Below are 20,083 nucleotides of genomic sequence, written 5' to 3'. Positions count from 1 at the left end.
GTGGACGACGACGGCGCTCCGTTCTGGGCGTACGCAGCTCGCGGCGAGCTACGCGTCCAGGCCTGTGCCGACTGCGGCGAGCTGCGCTTCCCGCCCCGGCCGTGCTGTCCGCACTGCCATGCGTTCGGAAGCGAGTGGCGGCGGATGAGCGGGCGGGGGGCCGTCTGGTCGTACGTCGTGCCGCACCCGCCCCTGCTGCCCGCCTACGCCGCGCAGGCCCCGTACAACGCGGTGGTCGTGGAGCTGGCCGACGCGCCGCGCATCCGCCTGGTCGGGAACGTGGTCGCGGCGGCGGACGCGCGGCTGGACTCGGTCGATGCGGGGCGGCTGCGGATCGGGGCCGGGGTGCGGGCGGTGTTCGCGGAGCTGCCGGACGGGACGACCGTGCCGCGCTGGCAGCTGGAACGGCCGTGAGTGTACGGGTGGAGGCCGACCCGGCGACGGGGGTCGCGGTCGTCACGCTGGACCGGCCCGACCGGCTCAACGCCCTCGACCTGCCGACGGCACGACAACTCGCCGACGTGTGGCGCGCTTTCAGACGCGACGACGCCGTGCGGGCCGTCGTGCTGACCGGCGCGGGGGGCCGGGCCTTCTGCACCGGCGTCGACCGTGCGGTCGAGGTTCCGCAGCCGTCCTCGCCGTACTCCCTCGACGATCCGCTGCTCACCGTCGGCCCGAAGGCGAACGACCTGTGGAAGCCGGTGGTGGCGGCGGTGCGTGGGATGGCGTGCGGCGGGGCGTTCTACCTGCTGGGCGAGTCGGAGTTCGTCGTGGCGGGGGCAGGGGCGACGTTCTTCGATCCCCATACGTCGTACGGGATGGTCAGCGCGTACGAGACGGCCCTGCTGGCGCAGCGGATGCCGTACGGGGAGGTGGCGCGGCTGGCCCTGATGGGCACGGCCGAGCGGATGTCGGCGCGGCGCGCGTACGAGGTGGGGTTGGTCTCGGAGCTGACGGAGGACGGGGGTGAGCTGGCTGCGGCGGTGCGGTGCGCCGAGGTGATCGCCGGGCATCCGACGGAGGCCGTGCAGGGGACGGTACGGGCGGTGTGGGCGGCGAAGGAGGCGGCCCGGGAGCGGGCGATCGCGCATGCGCCGCAGTTGATCGCCCTGGGGAACCTCGGGGTGGAACGGCAGACGGAACTGTTCCGCGCACGGGAGCGGGGGCCCGGCTTCCGCGTCCGGTGACGCGCGCCGAGCCACCCACACGGCTGATTGTTCGCATGGGAAGCCAACAACTCTTCCCTCGCCTCCAGTTGTTCTAGTAATATGCAAACAACTGGAGGTTCATCATGACCTTGCACATGAACCGGGGGCGTCTGCGCCTCCTGGCCCTGAGCACCATGCCGATGGCGCTCGCACTCCTCGCCCACCTCGCCGCGCTCCTGCTCGTCAGCGAGCACCTTCCCGACCCGCTCGCCAGCCGTTTCGACGTCTCGGGCGAACCGGTCAGCTACCTGTCCCGGACCGGCTCGATCCTGGCCGGCTCCGCACTCTTCGCCCTCCTCGCCGGGACAACGGCGTTCACCGCCCTCCGGGGCAAGCTCACCGCCCGTGGCATCCGGGCCACGCTGGCCTGGGGCTGGGGCCTTGCGGGCTTCCTCGGCTATCTGCTGCCGGTGAGCACCCTCGTCCACCGTGGGGTCGCCGACGCCGCCGACGCCCGCTTCCCGCTCTGGCAGATCGCGGTGGGCGCGGCGGTCGCCTCGGCCACCTGCGCGGCCGGGCTGCTGGTCGCCCGTACGGTGCCGGTGCCCGCGCACGCTTCCGACGACCGGACGGCCACCGGCCGGATCGACCTCGGCAGGGGCGAGGTGGCGAGCTGGTCCCGGCGGCTCACCCCGGGGGCGGCCGTGGTGGCCGCCGTGGCCCTCCTCGGCGGCTCGGTCGCCTGCGGCGCCCTGGGGTACTGGGCGGTCGCGCTGCCGCTCCTGGCGGTCGGGCTGCCGGCCCTGTGGCTGTCCTCCGCACATGTGTCCGTGGACCGCAGGGGACTGACGGTGGCGCCCGCCCTGCTGTCCCGCCCGGCCGTGCGCATCCCGCTCAAGTCGATGGAGGCCGTGTCGAACCGTGACGTCAATCCCGTCGCGGAGTACGGCGGCTGGGGCTACCGCGTCCGGCACAATCGCACGGGGCTCATCGTGCGAGCGGGCGAGGCCATCGTCGTCCGGCGCACGAACGGCCGGGAGTTCGCGGTCACCGTGGGCGACTCGGCCACCGGGGCCGCCCTCCTCGCCACCCTGCTGGACCGCCGAGAAAGCCGCTGAGACCTGATGCTGTTCAAGCTGGACCCTGCCTCGACCGTGCCGCTCGGCGACCAGATCGCCTCCTCGGTGCGCGGAGCGATCGCCGCGGGCACGGTCGAACCGGGCGAGCGCCTGCCCGCCGCCCGCGTCCTCGCCGGTTCCCTCGGCATCAACGTCCACACGGTGCTGCGCGGCTACCAGCGGCTCCGCGAGGAAGGTCTGATCGAGCTGCGCAGAGGGCGGGGAGCGGTGGTGGTCGACGCTCCTGTGGCACCCGGCCGCGCACGCCTGCTGGAGCGGGTCGGCGAACTGGTGCGGGAGGCCCGGACGCTGGGGATGTCCGAGGACGAGCTGATGGCGCTGGTGCGGGCCGGCCTCGCGGACTGAGCCGAAGCGGCCCGCGGCGGGAAGCCGCCCCGGGCCGTTGACGTTCTCTTGCAGGTGCGTGCGGGCGGATGGGCACCGGCAGGTGAGCACCGGCAGGCGGGGCCGCCCACCCGGCACGCGTCCGTACGGCGCGTGCCGGGCACTCGCCTCAGGAGCTGGAGCGGACGACGTCCTTGACCTCGCAGCGACCGGACAGGGTCTCCGTCGACTTCTTCACGTACACGGTGGAGACGTCGGTGGTGCGGCTCTGGCCGGGGCCGACGGCCACGATGCTCGACAGACGTGTGCCGACGGTGGAACCGCCGTTGGTGAACTTCACCGTGAAGCTGTAGCTGTAGGTCTGCGAGGAACTCGGGTTCGTGGCGGTGACGCTCGCGACGATGCCGCGCGACGGGTCGTACTTGCACCCCGAGATGCGCAGGTCGCGCGAGCCTCGGTTGCCGCCGCCGACGCCCGGCACGGAGCCGCCGGTGCTGGAGGAGGCGGAGCTGTCGGTGCCGCCGGACGTCGTGGACGAGCCGAAGCCGCCGGTGGACGAGGTGGAGTCGCCACCGCTGCTGGAGCTGCTGCCGTCGTAGCCGCCCGTGGACGCCTGGTACCCGCCGTCCGACGAGCTGGAGCCGCTGTCGCTGCCGCCGCTGCTCGACGAGCCGGAACTGCTGCTGGATCCACTGCTGCCACCGCAACTGCCACCGCTCGAACCCCGTGCGCCGGTGAGAGCGAACACGACGACACCGCACACAGCCACCGCGCGGACATGGCGAAGCTTCATGCTTCCAACCCCCGTTGTTTTGAAGCGTTTGGATACGACTCGCGAGGAGTCGCCCGACATAAGGTTCTCGTAAGGACGTGTGCATGACACCCTAGCAGCGGCTGTCGCGTGGCATGTCCGGAATCCCGGGCGTACCGTCGAAGCCCTGAGACCTGGAGACACACTCGACAGAACGTCACACCGGGAGTGCGAGATGGTCAGGAATGTTCTCGGTTCGATCCTCGGTCTCGCCGGAGCCACGGCCGCCGTCTGGAGCCCGTTCCGAGCCTGGTACGACGGTCGTCACGGGCGCGACTACCGGATTGCGGATCTCTTCAACGGGGTCACAGACGCCGAGGCCGAGCTGGCCGGTTCCCTGCTGCTGCCGTTCCTTTTCGCGGCCCTGGTCACGCTGGTGGCGGTTCTGCTGCGGTCGCGGCTGCTGATGGGCCTGGCCGGGCTCGTGGTCCTCGGCTTCACCGTCCTCTGGATGGTCCGCCAGGGTCAGGCGGCCTCCGGCCTGGCGCTGCGGGCGGACGGAACAGGGCTCGGCTGGGGGGTCGCGTACGCCGTGGCGGGCGGGATCGCGCTCCTGCTGGCCTCCGCCCTGATGTCCGGCCGCCGACCGAGGCGGCGCACGGCCAGGACACGGCCGTACGTCGAGGACGGGCCGTACGACGAGAGCGGGCCGTACGAGAACCGGCCCGCCGCCGCGGCGAGCCCGCACGACGGAGCGCGGCCCTACGACGAGGGCAGGCCCTACGACCAGGGCAGGCCGTACGACGAGGGCAGGGCGTACGACGGAACGGGACCCTACGACGGAACGGGATCGTCCGACGCCAGCCGGCCGTACGAAGGCGGCAGGCCCGACGAAGGCGGCCGGCCGTACGAAGGCGGCAGGCCCGACCACGAACGCCGGCCTTACGACGCGAGCAACCCGTACGGCGCACCGGGGCCCACGAACGACCAGGGGCCGCCGCAGCGGGAGACGTGGCCGCCGAGGGACGACATGCGCCCCTTCCAGTGAGCGGGGAGGGGACGCGAGAGCCGGTCGGCGACCGCCTCGCCGCCGCACGCCCCCGCGCCCCCCGCTCGGGTCACCTGGCCGCCCGCCCCGTGGCCGTCCCCTTGACCGCGTCCAGGGCGTACACGCACCTGTCCTTGCTGCACGCGTACACGATGCCCGCCTCCGCCACGGGCGAGCCCGTGATCTCGCCGCCCGTCTTGAGCTTCCAGCGCAGCTGACCGCCCACCGCGTCCACCGTGTAGAGGCAGTGGTCGGCGGAGCCGAAGTGGACGCGGCCGTCGGCGACCACCGGTGCGCCGACCACCTCGCCGCCCGCCGCGAAGCGCCACTTCGGCGTTCCCGTCACCGCGTCCAGCGTGTACAGCGCGCTTCCGCTGCCGACGTGGACGTGCCCGCCGGTCACCAGGACCGGTTCGATGGACTGGCGGGACTCGGTGGCGATGCGCCAGCGGTCCTTGCCGGTGGAGGCGTCCAGGGCGTACACCGTGCCGAGGTAGTCGGCGAGGTAGACACCGCCGCCGGTGACGGCGGGCCCCGGTGCGAAGGCCGGTGCGCAGAGGAAGACCGCCGGGGCCTCGAAGTGCCAGCGCACGTGCCCCGACTCCCGGTCGACGGCGAGCACCCGCGTCCCGGCGGAGACGTACACGTATCCGTCGTCCGCCGACGTCACCCGGACCGGCACCCCTCCGCAGGACGCGGCGTCCCCGATCGGGTACGACCAACGCTCCCTCCCGGAGCGGGAGTCGAGGGCCCTCAGGCGTGCGTCCTGCCAGACGAACACCGTGTCCCCGTGGACGTCGGGGCCCGCCTCCGGCGTCTCGAAGTCCGTCTGCGCGCCGGTGATCCCCCACAGCTTCTGGCCGTTGGACGCCTCCCACGCCTGCACGCCGCCGCCGCGCGTGCCGGTGACGACCGTGCCCCGGGCCGCCTTGAGCGAGTACACCCAGGCATCCGTCTGCAGCCGCCACCGCTCCGCGCCGTCCGAGGCGTCGAGCGCGTACAGGGTCGGCCCGTCGGAGGCGTGGATGCGGCCGCCGGAGACCGCCATCGCCCACGCCACGTCGCGCGTCTTGAACTGTCGGCGGCCCGATGCCACGTCCAGCGCGTGCACCTCGAAGGAGGTGACGTAGACCAGGTCGTCGGCGACCTGCGGGGTGCCCCACACGTCGTTCGACATCCGGAACCGCCACGGCCGCCACCCGGCGGGCGCGGGGCTCTCCGCAGGAATCGGGTTCCCGCCGCCGTGCGCGGGCCCGTGCGCCGGTGCCGGTACGCCGTTCAGCGCACCTCCCGGCGCGCCCCCGCCGCCCGGCGGACGCACCCAGCCCGTCGCCGGACCGGCGGCCTCCGCGAGGGCGGCAGCCGCGGCGGCACCGTGTCCGTCGGCCACCCGGGGCCCCGGCCCGATCGGCACCTTGGCGCTGCCGAGCCGCACCGGCCCGTCCGCGTACGAGGGCGGCGGAGGGGCCTGTCCCGTACGCGGGTCCGCCCCCCAGTCACGGCCGCCGCCGCGCGGCGGCGGGTACGGCGGCGGGTTCTGCGGGCGGGGCGGCGACGGTGCGCGCCGTGGCGGAGCAACGACGGGAGCGACCGGCGGCGCGGTCCGGCCGCCGCCCCTGCGCTGCTCGATCATGGCGGTCGCCCGCGGGGGCAGCCACGCGGAGGCGGTGCCGCTGTCGTCTCCCCCGGAGGAGAACAGATGCGGGGCGAGCTGCGCCTGGAGGTCGGCGGGGCTGGGCCGCAGGGCCGCCTCCATGCCCATGCAGGACTCGATCAGGGGACGCAGCTCGTCGGGGAGTCCGTCCAGGTCGGGGCCTTCGCGGAGCAGCATGAAGACGGTCTCGACGGGGTTCGCCCCGTGGAAGGGAGCGTGCCCGGTCGCGGCGAAGACGAGGGTCGAGCCGAGCGAGAAGATGTCGCTCGCGCCGGTGACGCTGCGCGAGTCGCGGGCCTGCTCGGGCGACATGTAGGCGGGCGTGCCGACGGCGACGTTCGTCATGGTCAGGCGGGTGTTGGAGACGCCCGACGCGATGCCGAAGTCGATGACGCGCGGCCCGTCCTCGACGACGAGGACGTTGGAGGGCTTGAGGTCGCGGTGGACCAGGCCCGCCCCGTGGATGGACTGCAGGGCCTCGGCGATGCCGGCGGCCAGCCAGCGCACCGCGTTCGCGGGCATCGGCCCGCACTCGTTCACTATTTCTTCGAGGGAGGGTGCGGGGACATAGGCGGTGGCCAGCCAGGGCACCGCGGCGCGCGGGTCGGCGTCGACGACGGCCGCCGTGTAGAAGCCGGAGACCGCGCGGGCCGCCTCGACCTCCCGCGTGAAGCGGACCCGGAACAGCTGGTCCTCGGCGAGCTCCGTCCGTACGGTCTTGATCGCCACCCGGCGCCCGGACGCGGACCGCGCCAGATAGACGAGCCCCATCCCGCCGGCTCCGAGCCGTCCCAGGACCTCGAACGGGCCGATCCGGCGCGGATCGTGCTGCGTCAGCTGCTCCACTTGCCCTGCCACCTCCCCGTACACAGGCCGCGTCACACAGCCCTGTGCAGCGTCTCACCGCTGGGCACCCCCAGCGGTGCGCTCCCCCCTGATTCTTGCGGTCTCCCGGCTCGGTGGCTAACCCGGGGCCAATATCTGGCGTTTCCCCCCATTTCCCCGCTTCCGTGTGATTTACGGCTTCCCTTCCTCCGGCACCGCCCGAGCCGCCCCCTCCCCTTCCGCCGGACGCGCACCCCACGCCGCTCCCGCTTGCTCCCGGCCCGCACCGGACGCCGCTTCCGCTTCTTCCCGGTCCGCGCCGGCACCCGCTTCCGCTTCCTCCCGGCCTGCGCCGACACCCGCTTCCGGTTCCGGTTCCGGTTCCGCCATGACCGCGAAGACCGCGCCCTGGTCGTCGACGACGACCGCCATCCGTCCGTACGGGGTGTCGAACGGCGGCTGGCCGACCCGCCCGCCCAGCCGCTGAACCTTCGCCACCGCCTCGTCGCAGTCCTCCACCAGGAAGTACGAGAGGTAGTGCGCGGGCAGCTCGGCCGGGAGGTCACGGGAGATGACGGCCCGGCCGCCGACCGCGGTCTCGTCCCCCGGCTCGGTCCCGGCGGGCGACCAGACCCGGAAGTCCGCCCCGGACTCCTCGGGCAGGTCGTACGTGCCGAACCCGAAGACCGCATCGTAGAAGGCGTCCACGCGCTCCTTGTCCTCGGCGCGCACGTGCGCCTCGGTCCAGCAGAAGCAGCCCGGAGCGGCCTTCTTGTCGAAGCCGGGGTGGCTGTCGGCCTGCCAGACCCCGAAGACCGCCCCGCCGGGGTCGGCGATCTGCGCCATCGTGCCGTACGGGCCGACCTGCACGGCGTCCGTGACGATCTGCCCGCCCGCCTTCCGCGCCCGGCGGACGAGCGCCGCCGCGTCCGGGGTGGCCAGGTAGACGCCCCAGGCGGTGGGCATCCTGCCGTCGGCCTTGGCGGCGAGGGCGGCGACGCAGGCCCGGTCGACGCCCTCGCCCGTGTACGCCTGCGTGTAGTAGCCGTGCTCCTTGTCCGCGCCGTCGTCGAAGGTCCATCCGAAGAGCGCACCGTAGAACCGCTTGCCCGCCTGGACGTCCGGGAGGCTCGCGTCGATCCAGCAGGGCACGCCTTCTGCGTATTCTCCGCTTGCGGTCATGGACCGATCCTCCACACTCCCGGACATCCCCGCTCGGGGATGTCCACCGATGTTGTCCACAGGCTGTTGATAACACTATTGGGGTAGGGCTCCGGGCGCCGCCTCACGTACCGCCATCCGGTAGCACGCCCGTCCCAGGCCGCCCCCGCCCCCGCCCTCGACCCCACGCACCGCTCACAACCGGCCGCCCACCACGCCAACTCTGGCCGGAAACCCATTTGCACTCGTCGAATCGCGCTCCGATCACCCCTCGGTAAGCTGACGGCATGACAGGACAAGTACGCACCGTCGACGGCCGCGTGGCCGGTCGACGCGGTCAGGCGACGCGGCAGAAGCTGCTCGACTGCCTCAGTGAAATGCTCAGCTCGTCCCCCTATCGGGACGTCAAAGTCATCGACGTGGCCCGCAAGGCCGGGACTTCGCCCGCGACCTTCTACCAGTACTTCCCCGACGTCGAGGGCGCCGTCCTTGAGATCGCGGAGGAAATGGCCAAGGAGGGTGCGGGGTTGACCGACCTGGTCGCCGGTCGCTCCTGGGTCGGGAAGGCGGGGTGGGCCACCTCCGAGGAGCTGGTGGACGGCTTCCTCGACTTCTGGCGCCGGCACGACGCGATCCTGCGGGTCGTCGACCTCGGTGCGGCCGAGGGCGACAAGCGGTTCTACAAGATCCGCATGAAGATCCTGAACTCCGTCACCAACTCCCTCACGGAATCGGTGAAGGAGCTCCAGGCGAAGGGCAAGGTGGACAAGGACATCAGCCCGGCGGCGATGGCCGGTTCACTGGTCGCCATGCTCGCTGCCGTGGCCTCCCACCAGAAGGGCTTCACCACCTGGGGTGTCAAGCAGTCCGAACTACGGCCGAATCTGGCGCAGTTGGTACACCTGGGCATCACCGGCAAGAAGCCCACCAAGTAGCACCCGTACCGGACGAACCCCCACGAAGTCCTGTCACCCGATGGCGGACCACACCCCTGTGGTCCGCCATCGGCGTTCCCGGGGGCCGGGTCCACGTCACAGGCGTACGCGTCCGCCTCAATCCACTTACCCTCTGCCATGGTTGCGCACCTGATGTACCGTCAGAGACATGACCGCCGCCGCTCGCAAAGCCGCCGTCGTCGGTGTCGCTCTCTCCGACTGCGGCCGGGTGGACGCAGTCACGCCGTACGCCCTGCACGCGCAGGCCGCCCGCCGTGCGCTCGCCGACTCGGGCCTCGACCGGTCGGTGATCGACGGCTTCGCCTCGGCCGGGCTCGGCACGCTCGCACCGGTCGAGGTCGCGGAGTACCTCGGCCTCAGACCCCGGTGGGTGGACTCGACCTCGGTCGGCGGTGCCACCTGGGAGGTCATGGCCGCCCACGCGGTGGACGCCATCGCCGCAGGTCACGCGCGTGCCGTACTCCTCGTGTACGGATCCACCGCCCGCGCCGACGTCAGGGCGGGCCGACGCACCGCCAACCTCTCCTTCGGCGGCCGGGGCCCCCTCCAGTTCGAGGTGCCGTACGGTCACACCCTGGTCGCCAAGTACGCGATGGCCGCCCGTCGGCACATGCACGAGTACGGGACGACCCTGGAACAGCTCGCCTCGGTCGCCGTCCAGGCGCGGGCGAACGCGGCCACGAACCCGGACGCCATGTTCCGTGACCCGATCACCGTGGACGACGTTCTCGGGGGGCCGATGATCGCCGACCCCTTCACCACGTTGCACTGCTGCGTGCGCAGCGACGGCGGCTGCGCGGTGCTGCTGGTCGCGGAGGAGTACGTGCCCGACACGGCGAAGACCCCGGTGTGGGTCCTGGGAGCGGGCTCCGCCGTCTCCCACACCGCCATGTCGCAGTGGGAGGACTTCACGACCTCCCCGGCGGCGACCAGCGGCCGGATCGCCTACGAGCGGGCGGGCCTGACGCCCGCCGATGTGGACATCGCCGAGATATACGACGCCTTCACCTACATGACCCTGGTGACGCTCGAAGACCTCGGGTTCTGCGCGAAGGGCGAGGGCGGGGCCTTCGTGGAGAAGGGCCGCCTGCTGCGGAACGGCGAACTCCCCGTGAACACGGACGGCGGCGGCCTCTCCGCCTGCCACCCCGGAATGCGCGGGCTGTTCCTTCTCGTCGAAGCGGTCAGGCAGCTGCGGGGCGAGGCGGGCGAGGGCCAGGTCCGCAAGGCGGGGGGCCGCCTGCCGGAGATCGCTTCCGTCTCGGGCACCGGCGGCTGGTTCTGCTCGTCGGCGACGGTGCTGCTGGGCCGCTGACCACCCGAATCGTCGCAGCCGGACGCACCGGCACAGGAACGAAGCGGTGCGGCGCAGGCAGTGCCCGGCAGGGAGTGCGCACGCCGTGCCCGGGAGGCGGTACGTACGCCGCGCCCGGCAGGCGGTACACACACCGTGCCCGGGAGGCGGTGCGCCATGTGCGCTTGCCGGGTGCAGGCGGCCCGGCGGCCCTCGTGCGGTGGCCGCGCACCACCATCCCCTGCCGGGCGCAGGCAGACCGGCGGACCACACACCGTGGCCGCGCGCACCACCCGCACATGCTGGTCGCAGGCGGCCCGGCGGACCCCACGCGGTGGCCGCGCGCCACCATCGCACACCGAGCGCAGGCGGCCCGGCAGATCCCGCGCGGTGGCCGCGCGGCACCATCGCACACCGAGCGCACACGGCCCGGCGGACCCCACGCGGTGGCCGCGCGCCACCATCGCACACCGAGCGCACACGGCCCGGCAGATCCCGCGCGGTGGCGCCGGTCCCGTCACGCCGTCGCCCCCTTCGCACCGTCGCCCCCGTCGCACCCGCTCCGACGGCACAATCGCCCCATGACCAACGACGACGAAGCCTCCCGCGACTTCCGTGCTCTGCTCCACTCACTCCGCGTCTGGGACGGCGTCCACCTCCCGGCCCTCGACCCGCAGACCGCCCCCACGACCCCTCTTCCCCTGTTCCGCGCCTGGCTCCACGAAGCCGCCGAGGCAGGCCAGCCGGAACCCCACACGATGAGCCTCGCCACCGCCGACGCGGACGGTCGCCCCTCCGTCCGCACGGTCATGCTCCACGACGCCGACGACGAAGGCTGGCACTTCGGTACCCACGCCACCAGCCGCAAGGGACGCGACCTCGCCGCCCGCCCGGACGCCGCGCTCGGCTTCTACTGGCAGGCCCTGGGCCGCCAGGTCCGCGTCGAGGGACAGGTCAGCTCCGGCACACCGGAGGCCGCCGCAGCGGATCTGCACGCCCGCTCGACGGGAGCGCTGGCCGCCGCCCTCACCGGCCGTATGAGCGAAGTCCTCTCCTCACGCGCCGAGTTGCAAGCCGCGTCACAGGCCGCTTGGTCCCGCGCGCAGTCCGAACCGACCGCACTCGCCCCGACCTGGACGCTGTACGTCCTGGCCGCCACGGAGGTCGAGTTCTTCCAGGGCGACGAGAGGCGGCAGCACGTACGACTGCGTTACCGGCGCGAAGGCGATTCGTGGGTACGCGAGTTGCTGTGGCCGTGAGCATCGCCGGCCGGGACGGCGGACGGCCCGCGCCACCGGAACACCGGCACCGCGTACTCCGGCGGGGCCCCGTGGTCCGGGCCCCGAACGATCCCCTCACCCGTCCGGAAACACACCTCCAGCTCCGCCCCCACCCACAGCTCCCCCGTCACGCAGTCCACGATCTCCGTCATCATGCGGGGCCCTTCCGCCAGGTCGACGACGGCGGCAACGTACGGCACGCGCTCGCCGAACGGGGGCAGGTCGTTGCGGTGCACGACGGACCAGGTGTAGAGGACGGCGCGCCCGCTCGCCCGCTCCCACCGCACGTCCTCGCTCCAGCAGTACGGACAGAACTCCCGCGGGTAGTGGTGCGCGAGGGAACAGCTCGCGCAGCGCCGGACGAGCAGGCGGCCTTCTGCGGCGGCCGTCCAGTACGGGCGGGTGAAGGCGTCGATGTCGGGGGTCGCGGCGTCCGCCGCAGGGGTCGCCGTCACGGGAACAGTCCATTCGCGGCGGCAGAGGAGCAGGTCTGCCAGGCCGTCGCGAGCAGCTGCCAGGCCGTCGCGAGCAGTGCGACGACGGAGATCGGCGCCGTCATCGCGTTCTGCCCTGCTCGGCCCGGTCGAGGACCACGAACGCCTGCATGAGCCTCCGCTCCTCTGCCTTCCCGCATTCTCCTGACGGTAGGTCAGTTGAGCGGATACGGCAGTCGTGCGCAAGGGGCGCACCCCGCCTCGTACGCCCGCCCGATGCGGCAGTCGTGCGCAACGGGCGCACCCCGCCTCGTCCCGCCCGTACGCCGCCACCACGACGCCGCGTGATCAATTCGCAACCGATTCCCCCCTCGCCCGAGACCCACCGCACGGCAGCGCCGATACCCTCACCACTCATGCCTCCCAACTCCCCCCGCCCTCCGGCCGCTTCCGCGATCACCACCACGAACGACCGTCCCGTGTACGTCATCGGCGGCGGACCGGGCGGCCTGGCGACGGCGGCGGCGCTCCGCGCCCGTGGCGTACGGGCCGTCGTGCTGGAGAAGTCGGACCAGGTGGGCACCTCCTGGCGGAACCACTACGCCTGCCTCCAGCTGCACACCACCCGCGCACTCTCCGCCCTGCCGGGGCTCAGGATGCCTCGGTCGTTCGGGCGCTGGGTGTCGCGCGACGACGTGGTCCGCTACCTGGAGAAGTACGCCGAGCACCACGAGCTGGAGATCGTCACGGGTGTCGAGGTGGCCCGCGTCGACCCGGCCGCGGACGGCACCGGCTGGGTGCTGCACGCGAGCGGCGGGCGGGAGCTGACCGGGGCGGCGGTCGTCGTCGCCACCGGCTACAACCACACGCCCCACCTGCCCGAGTGGCCCGGTCGCAGCGCCTACCCGGGCGAGCTGATCCACGCCGCCGCCTACCGCGACCCCGCCCCCTACCGCGGCAAGGACGTGCTGGTCGTCGGGACAGGCAACACGGGCGCGGACATCGCCGTCGACCTCGCCGAGGGCGGGGCGTCCCGGGTACGCCTGGCCGTCCGCACCCCTCCCTACATCCTGCGCCGCACCACGGCGGGCTGGCCCGCCCAGCGCACCGCCGTCCTGGTGCGCCGCCTCCCGGCCGGCTTGGTGGACCGGATAGGTGACGTGCTGGTCCGCGTCTCCGTCCCCGACCTCTCCGCCCACGGGCTCCCCCGCGCCACCGGCGGCGTCTACACCCGGGTCCGTGAGGGCGCGATTCCCGTGCAGGACGTGGGACTCGTCGCAGCGGTCCGCGCGGGCAGGGTCGAGCCCGTCGCCGCTCTGACCGCCTTCGACCCCGCGACCGGCGAGGCCGTCCTCGACGACGGCACCCTGCTCGCCCCGGAGGTCGTGGTCGCCGCCACCGGCTACCGTCGGGCCCTGGAGGGCCTGGTCGGTCACCTCGGCGTCCTGGACGACCGGGGCCGCCCCACCGTGCACGGCGCCCGCACCTCACCCGAGGCCCCGGGCCTCCACTTCACGGGCTTCACCAACCCGATCTCCGGCATGCTCCGCGAGATGGCCCGCGACGCGGACCGCATCGCCCGGAGCGTGCAACGAAGCCACACCCGCACCCGCACCCAGAATCCACCCGCGCGGAACCGGACCTGAACCCCGTCCGGCAACCCCAGCCCGACCCCCTCCGGCAACCCCGCCCCGAACCCCCTCCGGCAACCCCGGCCGAAACCCGCCCGCCTCGCGCCGAATTCCCGGCTTCGTGACGGGCACACTCCACACACAGCAGGTGCGACCGAACCCGTGCGTCCCGCACTGTTCCTGACAGACCGTCAATTAAGTAATCTGACAGAGCGTCAGTGATTCGACTTGCCGGTCAACGAGCAGGAGCGGGCTCAGCGATGCTTGGATCTACGCACGGCACCCTCACCTCCGGCCTCCGCACTCGCGTCGTCGCCTGCGGCGACGAATCCTGGTCGGCCGCCGTCCACGGTTCCGCTCCGCACGCCACCGCCACCCCCGGCGACCTGGACGTCAGCGGGCGCCCACTGCACGCCCCGGTCCCCGACCTGGACCGCCTGTTCCGGCCGGAGTCCGTCGCCGTCGTCGGCGCGTCCGACACCGAGGGCCGCCCGAACACCGGCATCACGCGTCAGCTCCTCTCGTGGGCCGAACGCGTCGGGGCCCGCCTGCACCCGGTACACCCCACCCGTGAGTCCGTCTTCGGCCTGCCCTGCGCACCCTCCCTCTCCGCTCTTCCCGAGCCGGTGGATCTCGCTGTACTACTGGTCAAGGACCCCCTTCCGCTCGTCGGCGAACTCGCCGACTGCAAGGTCAGGTTCGCCGTGACCTTCGCCTCCGGTTTCGCCGAGACCGGAGCGGAGGGGGCCGCCGCCCAGGCCCGCCTGGCCGCCGCCGTCGCGGCCACCGACTCCGGGTTGCGTCTCCTGGGCCCGAACACCAACCTCAACGCCTTCGAGGAGTTCCGGAACGACCTCGAAGGTCCCGCCATCGCTCTGATCACCCAGTCCGGCCACCAAGGGCGGCCTGTCTTCTCCCTTCAGCAGATCGGCATACGGCTGTCGCACTGGGCTCCGACGGGCAACGAGGCCGACCTGGAAACCGCCGACTTCATCTCCTACTTCTCCTCCCGTCCCGAGGTCGGGGCGATCGCCGCCTACATCGAGGGCCTGAAGGACGGCCGCTCCTTCCTCCTCGCCGCCGACCGCGCCGCCCGCAACAAGGTCCCCGTGGTCGCCGTCAAGGTCGGGCGCACCGAGACCGGGGCCCGCACCGCCGCCTCACACACCGGGAAGCTGACCGGCGCGGACGACGTGGTGGACGCGGCGATGCGGCAGTACGGCGTGATCCGGGTGGACGGACTGGACGAGTTGCAGGACACCGCCACCCTGCTGGCCCGCGCCCAGCGGCCGACCGCCGACGGGGTCGCCGTGTATTCGATCTCGGGCGGAACGGGCGCGCACTTCGCGGACCTGGCGACGGCGGCGGGGCTCCGCCTGCCGGCGCTGTCCGCCGCCAAGCAGGCCGAGCTGCACACCTGGATACCGGACCACCTGAGCGTCGTGAACCCCGTCGACAACGGCGGCCACCCGGCCGGCGACTGGCGGGGACGGAAGATCATCGACGCGATCCTCGCCGATCCGGCGGTGGGGGTGCTGATCTGCCCGATCACCGGGCCCTTCCCGCCGATGAGCGACAGGTTGGCCCGGGACCTGGCGGAGGCTGCCGAGACGACGGACAAGCTGATCTGCGTGGTGTGGGGCTCGCCGGTCGGAACCGAGGCCGCCTACCGCGAGACCCTGCTGGGGTCCTCCCGGCTCGCCACCTTCCGTACGTTCGGCAACTGCGTCACCGCCGTACGGGCCTACCTCGACCACCACCGGTTCGTCCGTGGCTACCAGTCGCCCTTCGACGACGCGCCGCGCACCCCGTCGCCCTCCTTCCGGAAGGCACAGGCGCTGATGCGCCCCGGCGAGCAGTTGAGCGAGCACGCCGCGAAGCAGTTGCTGCGGGCATACGGGATCAGGGTGCCGCGCGAGCAGTTGGTGACGAGCGCGGCGGCGGCCGTCCGGTCGGCCGCGCAGGTCGGCTACCCGGTTGTCATGAAGGCATCCGGCAGGCAGCTCGTCCACAAGACGGAACTGGGCCTCGTCAAGGTCGGGTTGACCTCCGCGAGCCAGGTGCGGGACGCGTACCGGGAGCTGACCGACATCGCCGCCTACGAGGGCGTCGGGCTCGACGGCGTCCTCGTCTGCCAGATGATCGAACGTGGCGTGGAGATGGTCGTCGGGATGGGGCACGACGCGCTCTTCGGTCCGACCGTCACCGTCGGGCTCGGCGGCGTACTCGTGGAAGTGCTCGGGGACGCGACGGTACGGGTGCCGCCGTTCGGTGAGCCCGACGCGCGCGCGATGCTCACGGAACTGCGCGGACACCCGCTGCTGGAAGGTGTCCGGGGGGCGCCCCCGGCCGACGTGGACGCCCTCGTGGAGGTGATCCTCCGGATCCAGCGCATGGCCCTCGAACTCGGCGACACCCTGTCCGAACTGGACATCAACCCCCTGATGGTCCTGCCGCGCGGCCAGGGCGCCGTGGCCCTGGACGCCCTGGCGATCTGCCGCTGAGCGCGTCGCCACCGACGACCCCGTACGCACCCGCCGCCCACCCGCCCACGGCCACGCCCCCCTCCGCAGGTACGCGCGCAGCGACGGTCGACGCCCCCACCACAGCCAAACCCCCGCCCCCGGCCACCGACCGGGCAACGGCCACACCACCGCCGACGGCCCCGCACGCACCCGCCGTGCCGCACCTGCCGCCGCGACCGCCCTCGCCCTCACCCACACGACCGGCCTCACGGCCGCCGTCGTCCCCCTGCACCACTCCCTCGACTGGAGCCCTGCGTCCATGACTTCCTCCCCCGTAGACCCCTCGGAATCCCCGTCACTTTCCGTGCCTCAATTGATACTCCACGCCACTGACAACGGGGTCTCCTGGATCACCCTCAATCGCCCCGGCGCGATGAACTCCCTCACCCCTGACCTGCGCGAACGCATCATCTCGCTTCTCCTCGAAGCCTCCGCCGACCCCGCCGTCCGCGCCGTTGTCCTCACCGGGACGGGCAAGGGCTTCTGCGCCGGAGCCGACCTGCGAAGAAGCGGCACCCCGGGCACCTCGGCCACCTCCAGTACCTCTGGAATTCTCAGCGCTCCTGGTACCTCCGGCACCCTCCATACCTCCAGCGCCCCCCGTACCCCTGGCACCTCCAGCAATCCCCATACCCTTCGGGTCCCCGGCGACGTCGCCCGGACGATCCGCCTCGGCGCCCAGCGCCTGATCACCGCCGTGCTCGACTGCGAGAAGCCGGTGATCGCCGCCGTCAACGGCACGGCGGCCGGCCTGGGGGCCCATCTCGCCCTCGCCTGCGACCTCGTCCTCGCCGCCGAAGGCGCCACGTTCATCGAGGTCTTCGTACGCCGCGGGCTGGTCCCGGACGGCGGTGGCGCCTATCTCCTGCCGCGCCTCATCGGCCCGCAACGCGCGAAGGAGCTGATGTTCTTCGGGGACGCACTCCCGGCGGTCGAAGCGGAACGTCTGGGTCTGGTCAACCGCGTCGTCCCACCGCAAGAGCTGGAGAAGACGGCACGCGCTTGGGCGGAGCGCCTCGCCACCGGCCCGACCCGCGCCCTCGCCCTCACCAAGCAGCTCGTCAACGCCTCCCTCGACGCGGACCGCGCCACGTCACTGGCCGCCGAAGCAGCCGCCCAGGAGATCAACATGACCACCGCCGACGCGCACGAGGGCGTATCGAGCTTCGCGGAACGCCGCACTCCGCGCTATCGCGGACTGTGAACGTCTTCCGGCCGCCCCCGCCCTAACCCGCCTCCCAAGAGCGTGACGTCGTGGGCATGGCCCTGTGCGCATGACGCTGCGGGTGTGACACGGGGCTGTGAGGCAAGGGCGTCGCGGGCGGTCCGCCCGCTTCTCTTCTGACGGGCCGTCAGCTTCAATGGACGGTGTGATGGGACACGCAGGGATGGCGGCCACCGCCGTTCGTTACCTCAGGTCCGTCGGCGCCGCGACGGTTGCCGAGCCGCGCACGGTGGACGCGCTGCCGCGCCCCGAGCTGCGGGCCGTACGCCCGGACGAACGGCCTCCGCTTGATCCGACCGAATTCCGGCGCGTACTCGGGAACTTCGCGAGCGGCGTCACCGTTGTCACCTCGCCGGGGAGCACCTCCGCGAGCAGTGCCCCACCGGGAAGCACGGCACCGGGAAGCACCGCGCCGGACGGTGCTCGTCCGGAAAGCCCGACACCGGAATGCACCGCACCACAAAGCACCGCACCACAAAGCACCGCGCCGGCGCCCTCGCAGGCATCGGAAGCGTCCGGGCCGGACGGCGAACCGCCCGCCGGGTTCGCCTGCCAGTCCTTCGCGTCCTTGTCGCTCGACCCGCCGCTGGTCGTCTTCACGGTGGCCCGCACGTCGACGACCTGGCCCCGTATCGCCCGCGCCGGGGTCTTCTGCGTCAACGTCCTGGGCGCGCACCAGGGCGAGCTGTGCCTTGCCTTCGCCCGCAGCGGTACGGACAAGTTCGCGGGCGTCGAGTACGACGCTGCCCCGGTGACCGGGTCGCCGCGGCTGGCCGGAGTACCGGCCTGGATCGACTGCACGATCCAGACCGTGCACACCGGTGGTGACCACCTGATCGTGGTGGGCCGCGTCGAAGCGCTCGACGCGCTGCCCGCGGACGATGCCGGGGGCGCGCCCTTGCTCTTCCACCGGGGGGCGTTCGCCACCCTCGGCGGGTGAGGCGTCCCTCACGCAGCCGGCTTCACGGTCGGCCTCCGGATGATCAGGGCCATCAGCGCCGCCGCCGCGCACAGTGCGCCCGAGGCGTACCAGACCACGTCGTACGCCCCGAACACGTCACGGGCCAGGCCGCCGAGGAAGGCGACCAGGGCCGCTCCCACCTGGTGCGACGCGAGCACCCAGCCGAAGACGATCGCACTGTCCGCACCGAAGTACTCGCGGCACAGGGCGATGGTGGGCGGGACGGTGGCCACCCAGTCCAGGCCGTAGAAGACGATGAAGAAGATCATCGGGGTGTTGACGGTGGGCGCGAGGAGTATGGGGAGGAAGAGGAGCGAGATGCCGCGCAGGGCGTAGTAGACGGCCAGCAGGCGGCGGGGCTCGAAGCGGTCGGTGAACCAGCCGGACGCGATCGTGCCGATGATGTCGAAGACACCGATGACGGCGAGCAGTCCGGCCGCTGCGGTGACCGGCATGCCGTGGTCGTGCGCGGCGGGCACGAAGTGCGTCTTGACCAGTCCGTTCGTGGACGCGCCGCAGATCGCGAAGGTTCCGGCGAGCAGCCAGAACGGGCCCGTGCGCGCGGCCGAGAAGAGGACGGTGACCGCGCGCCGGGCAGCTCCCGGAACGGGCGGCGGCTTGGGCACGAAGTCCGGTGACCCGTAGGGCGCCAGGCCGACGTCCGCCGGGTGGTCGCGCAACAGCAGCCATACGAACGGGACGACGACCAGGGCGGCGAGCGCGACGGTGATCGAGGCGGGCCGCCATCCGTGGTCCTTCATCAGCCAGGCCAGCAGGGGCAGGAAGACGAGTTGCCCGGACGCGCCCGCCGCCGTGAGGATTCCGGTGACCAGCCCCCGACGGGCCACGAACCACCGGTTGGTGACCGTCGCCGCGAAGGCGAGCGCCATCGAGCCGCTTCCCAGGCCCACCAGCACGCCCCAGAACAGCACCAGTTGCCATGCCTCGGTCATGGTGACCGTCAGCGCGGAGCCGACCGCGATGACCGTCAGCGCGCAGGCGACCACCCGCCGGATGCCGAACCGGTCCATCAGCGCGGCGGCGAAGGGTGCGGTCAGCCCGTACAGCGCCAGGTTGACCGAGACCGCGAACCCGATCGTGCCGCGCGACCAGCCGAATTCGCTGTGCAACGGCTCGATGAGCAGGCCCGGAAGCGAAGCGAAGCCCGCCGCGCCGATGATCGTCACGAAGGCGACGACCGCGACGAACCAGGCCCGGTGAACACGGGGCCGCTTGCGGAACCCGCCACGACCACCGGGCACATCGCCCCGCACATCACCGGGCGCAGCACCGAGGGGCACAGCGTCACTGGGCGGCACCCTGCCGGGCACACCGGCACCACGCGGCTCACTCGGCGCCTCACCGGGCAACTCCCCCGGAGGCACGGCGACGCCGCATGACGTCCCCGTGAGCGCAGGCCCCGTAGGCACAGGCCCCACGCGCGCAGGCCCCGTAGGCACAGCCCCCGTAGGCACAGGCCCCACGCGCGCAGGCCCCGTAGGCACAGCCCCCGTAGGCACAGGCCCCACGCGCGCAGCCCCCGTAGGCGCAGCCCCCGTGAGCGCAGGCCCCGTAGGCGCGGGCCCCGTGAGCCGGGGATCCGTGAGCCGGGGGTCCGTGAGCCGGGGGTCCGTGGGCTGGGGGTCCGTGGGCTGGGGGTCCGTGGGCTGGGGGTCTGTGGGCTGGGGGTCTGTGGGCTGGGCGGGTGGTGTCGTCTGAGTCACGAC

Annotated in this window: 17 protein-coding genes; 12 read left to right on the top strand and 5 right to left on the bottom strand. The window is 72.7% G+C overall.

The window, feature by feature from the left end; all coding sequences use genetic code 11:
- The 4 genes from ACQPZG_RS19835 to ACQPZG_RS19820 all read left to right on the top strand — a co-directional run bounded on the left by ACQPZG_RS19835 (window position 1) and on the right by ACQPZG_RS19820 (window position 2,632).
- Window positions 1-414: a Zn-ribbon domain-containing OB-fold protein gene (locus tag ACQPZG_RS19835; protein ID WP_433549474.1), complete on the top strand. Its 414-nt coding sequence runs from the start codon at window positions 1-3 to the stop codon at window positions 412-414.
- On the top strand, window positions 411-1,187 hold the full coding sequence (locus ACQPZG_RS19830; protein WP_433547071.1) for an enoyl-CoA hydratase/isomerase family protein: 777 nt from the start codon (window positions 411-413) through the stop codon (window positions 1,185-1,187). Before ACQPZG_RS19835 ends, ACQPZG_RS19830 begins: the two co-directional genes overlap by 4 nt.
- Window positions 1,188-1,291: 104 nt before the next feature.
- The gene (locus ACQPZG_RS19825) at window positions 1,292-2,266 is read left to right on the top strand and encodes a DUF1648 domain-containing protein (RefSeq protein ID WP_433547070.1); all 975 of its coding nucleotides are present in this window, start codon (window positions 1,292-1,294) and stop codon (window positions 2,264-2,266) included.
- A gap of 6 nt (window positions 2,267-2,272) precedes the next feature.
- Window positions 2,273-2,632, top strand: a complete 360-nt coding sequence (locus ACQPZG_RS19820; RefSeq protein WP_433547069.1) for a GntR family transcriptional regulator — start codon at window positions 2,273-2,275, stop codon at window positions 2,630-2,632.
- Between the two features lie 148 nt (window positions 2,633-2,780).
- On the opposite strand, the gene ACQPZG_RS19815 is transcribed toward ACQPZG_RS19820, so the two are convergent.
- Entirely contained in the window at window positions 2,781-3,404 is a 624-nt protein-coding gene (locus ACQPZG_RS19815; RefSeq protein ID WP_433547068.1) for a hypothetical protein, read from the bottom strand.
- A gap of 193 nt (window positions 3,405-3,597) precedes the next feature.
- On the opposite strand from ACQPZG_RS19815, the gene ACQPZG_RS19810 reads away from it, so the two are divergent.
- Window positions 3,598-4,410, top strand: a complete 813-nt coding sequence (locus ACQPZG_RS19810) for a hypothetical protein (RefSeq protein ID WP_433547067.1) — start codon at window positions 3,598-3,600, stop codon at window positions 4,408-4,410.
- A gap of 70 nt (window positions 4,411-4,480) precedes the next feature.
- On the opposite strand, the gene ACQPZG_RS19805 is transcribed toward ACQPZG_RS19810, so the two are convergent.
- Window positions 4,481-6,910 (bottom strand): serine/threonine-protein kinase, encoded by a 2,430-nt coding sequence (locus tag ACQPZG_RS19805; protein WP_433547066.1) that lies wholly within the window; start codon window positions 6,908-6,910, stop codon window positions 4,481-4,483.
- A 171-nt stretch (window positions 6,911-7,081) separates the two neighbouring features.
- Window positions 7,082-8,071, bottom strand: coding sequence for a VOC family protein (locus ACQPZG_RS19800; RefSeq protein WP_433547065.1), 990 nt, complete (start codon window positions 8,069-8,071; stop codon window positions 7,082-7,084).
- A 266-nt stretch (window positions 8,072-8,337) separates the two neighbouring features.
- On the opposite strand from ACQPZG_RS19800, the gene ACQPZG_RS19795 reads away from it, so the two are divergent.
- From ACQPZG_RS19795 to ACQPZG_RS19785, 3 genes are all read left to right on the top strand, one after another.
- On the top strand, window positions 8,338-8,985 hold the full coding sequence (locus ACQPZG_RS19795; protein WP_433547064.1) for a TetR family transcriptional regulator: 648 nt from the start codon (window positions 8,338-8,340) through the stop codon (window positions 8,983-8,985).
- A 169-nt stretch (window positions 8,986-9,154) separates the two neighbouring features.
- Window positions 9,155-10,321: a thiolase C-terminal domain-containing protein gene (locus tag ACQPZG_RS19790; RefSeq protein WP_433547063.1), complete on the top strand. Its 1,167-nt coding sequence runs from the start codon at window positions 9,155-9,157 to the stop codon at window positions 10,319-10,321.
- 560 nt (window positions 10,322-10,881) lie between these two features.
- The gene (locus ACQPZG_RS19785; protein WP_433547062.1) at window positions 10,882-11,559 is read left to right on the top strand and encodes a pyridoxine/pyridoxamine 5'-phosphate oxidase; all 678 of its coding nucleotides are present in this window, start codon (window positions 10,882-10,884) and stop codon (window positions 11,557-11,559) included.
- On the opposite strand, the gene ACQPZG_RS19780 is transcribed toward ACQPZG_RS19785, so the two are convergent.
- Entirely contained in the window at window positions 11,511-12,035 is a 525-nt protein-coding gene (locus ACQPZG_RS19780; RefSeq protein WP_433547061.1) for a Zn-ribbon domain-containing OB-fold protein, read from the bottom strand. The two genes, ACQPZG_RS19785 and ACQPZG_RS19780, sit on opposite strands and share 49 nt — an antisense overlap.
- Window positions 12,036-12,430: 395 nt before the next feature.
- On the opposite strand from ACQPZG_RS19780, the gene ACQPZG_RS19775 reads away from it, so the two are divergent.
- The 4 genes from ACQPZG_RS19775 to ACQPZG_RS19760 all read left to right on the top strand — a co-directional run bounded on the left by ACQPZG_RS19775 (window position 12,431) and on the right by ACQPZG_RS19760 (window position 18,335).
- Window positions 12,431-13,660, top strand: a complete 1,230-nt coding sequence (locus ACQPZG_RS19775; RefSeq protein WP_433547060.1) for a flavin-containing monooxygenase — start codon at window positions 12,431-12,433, stop codon at window positions 13,658-13,660.
- A 245-nt stretch (window positions 13,661-13,905) separates the two neighbouring features.
- Window positions 13,906-16,149, top strand: a complete 2,244-nt coding sequence (locus ACQPZG_RS19770) for an acetate--CoA ligase family protein (RefSeq protein WP_433547059.1) — start codon at window positions 13,906-13,908, stop codon at window positions 16,147-16,149.
- A gap of 280 nt (window positions 16,150-16,429) precedes the next feature.
- Window positions 16,430-17,374 (top strand): enoyl-CoA hydratase/isomerase family protein, encoded by a 945-nt coding sequence (locus tag ACQPZG_RS19765; RefSeq protein ID WP_433547058.1) that lies wholly within the window; start codon window positions 16,430-16,432, stop codon window positions 17,372-17,374.
- A 169-nt stretch (window positions 17,375-17,543) separates the two neighbouring features.
- Window positions 17,544-18,335, top strand: coding sequence for a flavin reductase (locus ACQPZG_RS19760; RefSeq protein WP_433547057.1), 792 nt, complete (start codon window positions 17,544-17,546; stop codon window positions 18,333-18,335).
- Between the two features lie 8 nt (window positions 18,336-18,343).
- Here the strand turns inward: ACQPZG_RS19760 and ACQPZG_RS19755 are convergent, their stop codons facing one another.
- Window positions 18,344-19,618, bottom strand: coding sequence for an MFS transporter (locus ACQPZG_RS19755; protein ID WP_433547056.1), 1,275 nt, complete (start codon window positions 19,616-19,618; stop codon window positions 18,344-18,346).
- Window positions 19,619-20,083 lie beyond the last annotated feature (465 nt).

The organism is Streptomyces sp. CA-294286 (assembly GCF_050947155.1).
Lineage (GTDB): Bacteria > Actinomycetota > Actinomycetes > Streptomycetales > Streptomycetaceae > Streptomyces.
This window is presented reverse-complemented; position numbering and strand designations above follow the sequence as displayed.

Bases quoted from the DNA above. Each gene is read 5' to 3' on its own strand.
- ACQPZG_RS19825 (WP_433547070.1), top strand. From the start codon at position 1,292: ATGACCTTGCACATGAACCGGGGGCGTCTGCGCCTCCTGGCCCTGAGC.
- ACQPZG_RS19820 (WP_433547069.1), top strand. From the start codon at position 2,273: ATGCTGTTCAAGCTGGACCCTGCCTCGACCGTGCCGCTCGGCGACCAG.
- ACQPZG_RS19815 (WP_433547068.1), bottom strand. From the start codon at position 3,404: ATGAAGCTTCGCCATGTCCGCGCGGTGGCTGTGTGCGGTGTCGTCGTG.
- ACQPZG_RS19810 (WP_433547067.1), top strand. From the start codon at position 3,598: ATGGTCAGGAATGTTCTCGGTTCGATCCTCGGTCTCGCCGGAGCCACG.
- ACQPZG_RS19800 (WP_433547065.1), bottom strand. From the start codon at position 8,071: ATGACCGCAAGCGGAGAATACGCAGAAGGCGTGCCCTGCTGGATCGAC.
- ACQPZG_RS19795 (WP_433547064.1), top strand. From the start codon at position 8,338: ATGACAGGACAAGTACGCACCGTCGACGGCCGCGTGGCCGGTCGACGC.
- ACQPZG_RS19790 (WP_433547063.1), top strand. From the start codon at position 9,155: ATGACCGCCGCCGCTCGCAAAGCCGCCGTCGTCGGTGTCGCTCTCTCC.
- ACQPZG_RS19785 (WP_433547062.1), top strand. From the start codon at position 10,882: ATGACCAACGACGACGAAGCCTCCCGCGACTTCCGTGCTCTGCTCCAC.
- ACQPZG_RS19775 (WP_433547060.1), top strand. From the start codon at position 12,431: ATGCCTCCCAACTCCCCCCGCCCTCCGGCCGCTTCCGCGATCACCACC.
- ACQPZG_RS19770 (WP_433547059.1), top strand. From the start codon at position 13,906: ATGCTTGGATCTACGCACGGCACCCTCACCTCCGGCCTCCGCACTCGC.
- ACQPZG_RS19765 (WP_433547058.1), top strand. From the start codon at position 16,430: ATGACTTCCTCCCCCGTAGACCCCTCGGAATCCCCGTCACTTTCCGTG.
- ACQPZG_RS19760 (WP_433547057.1), top strand. From the start codon at position 17,544: ATGGGACACGCAGGGATGGCGGCCACCGCCGTTCGTTACCTCAGGTCC.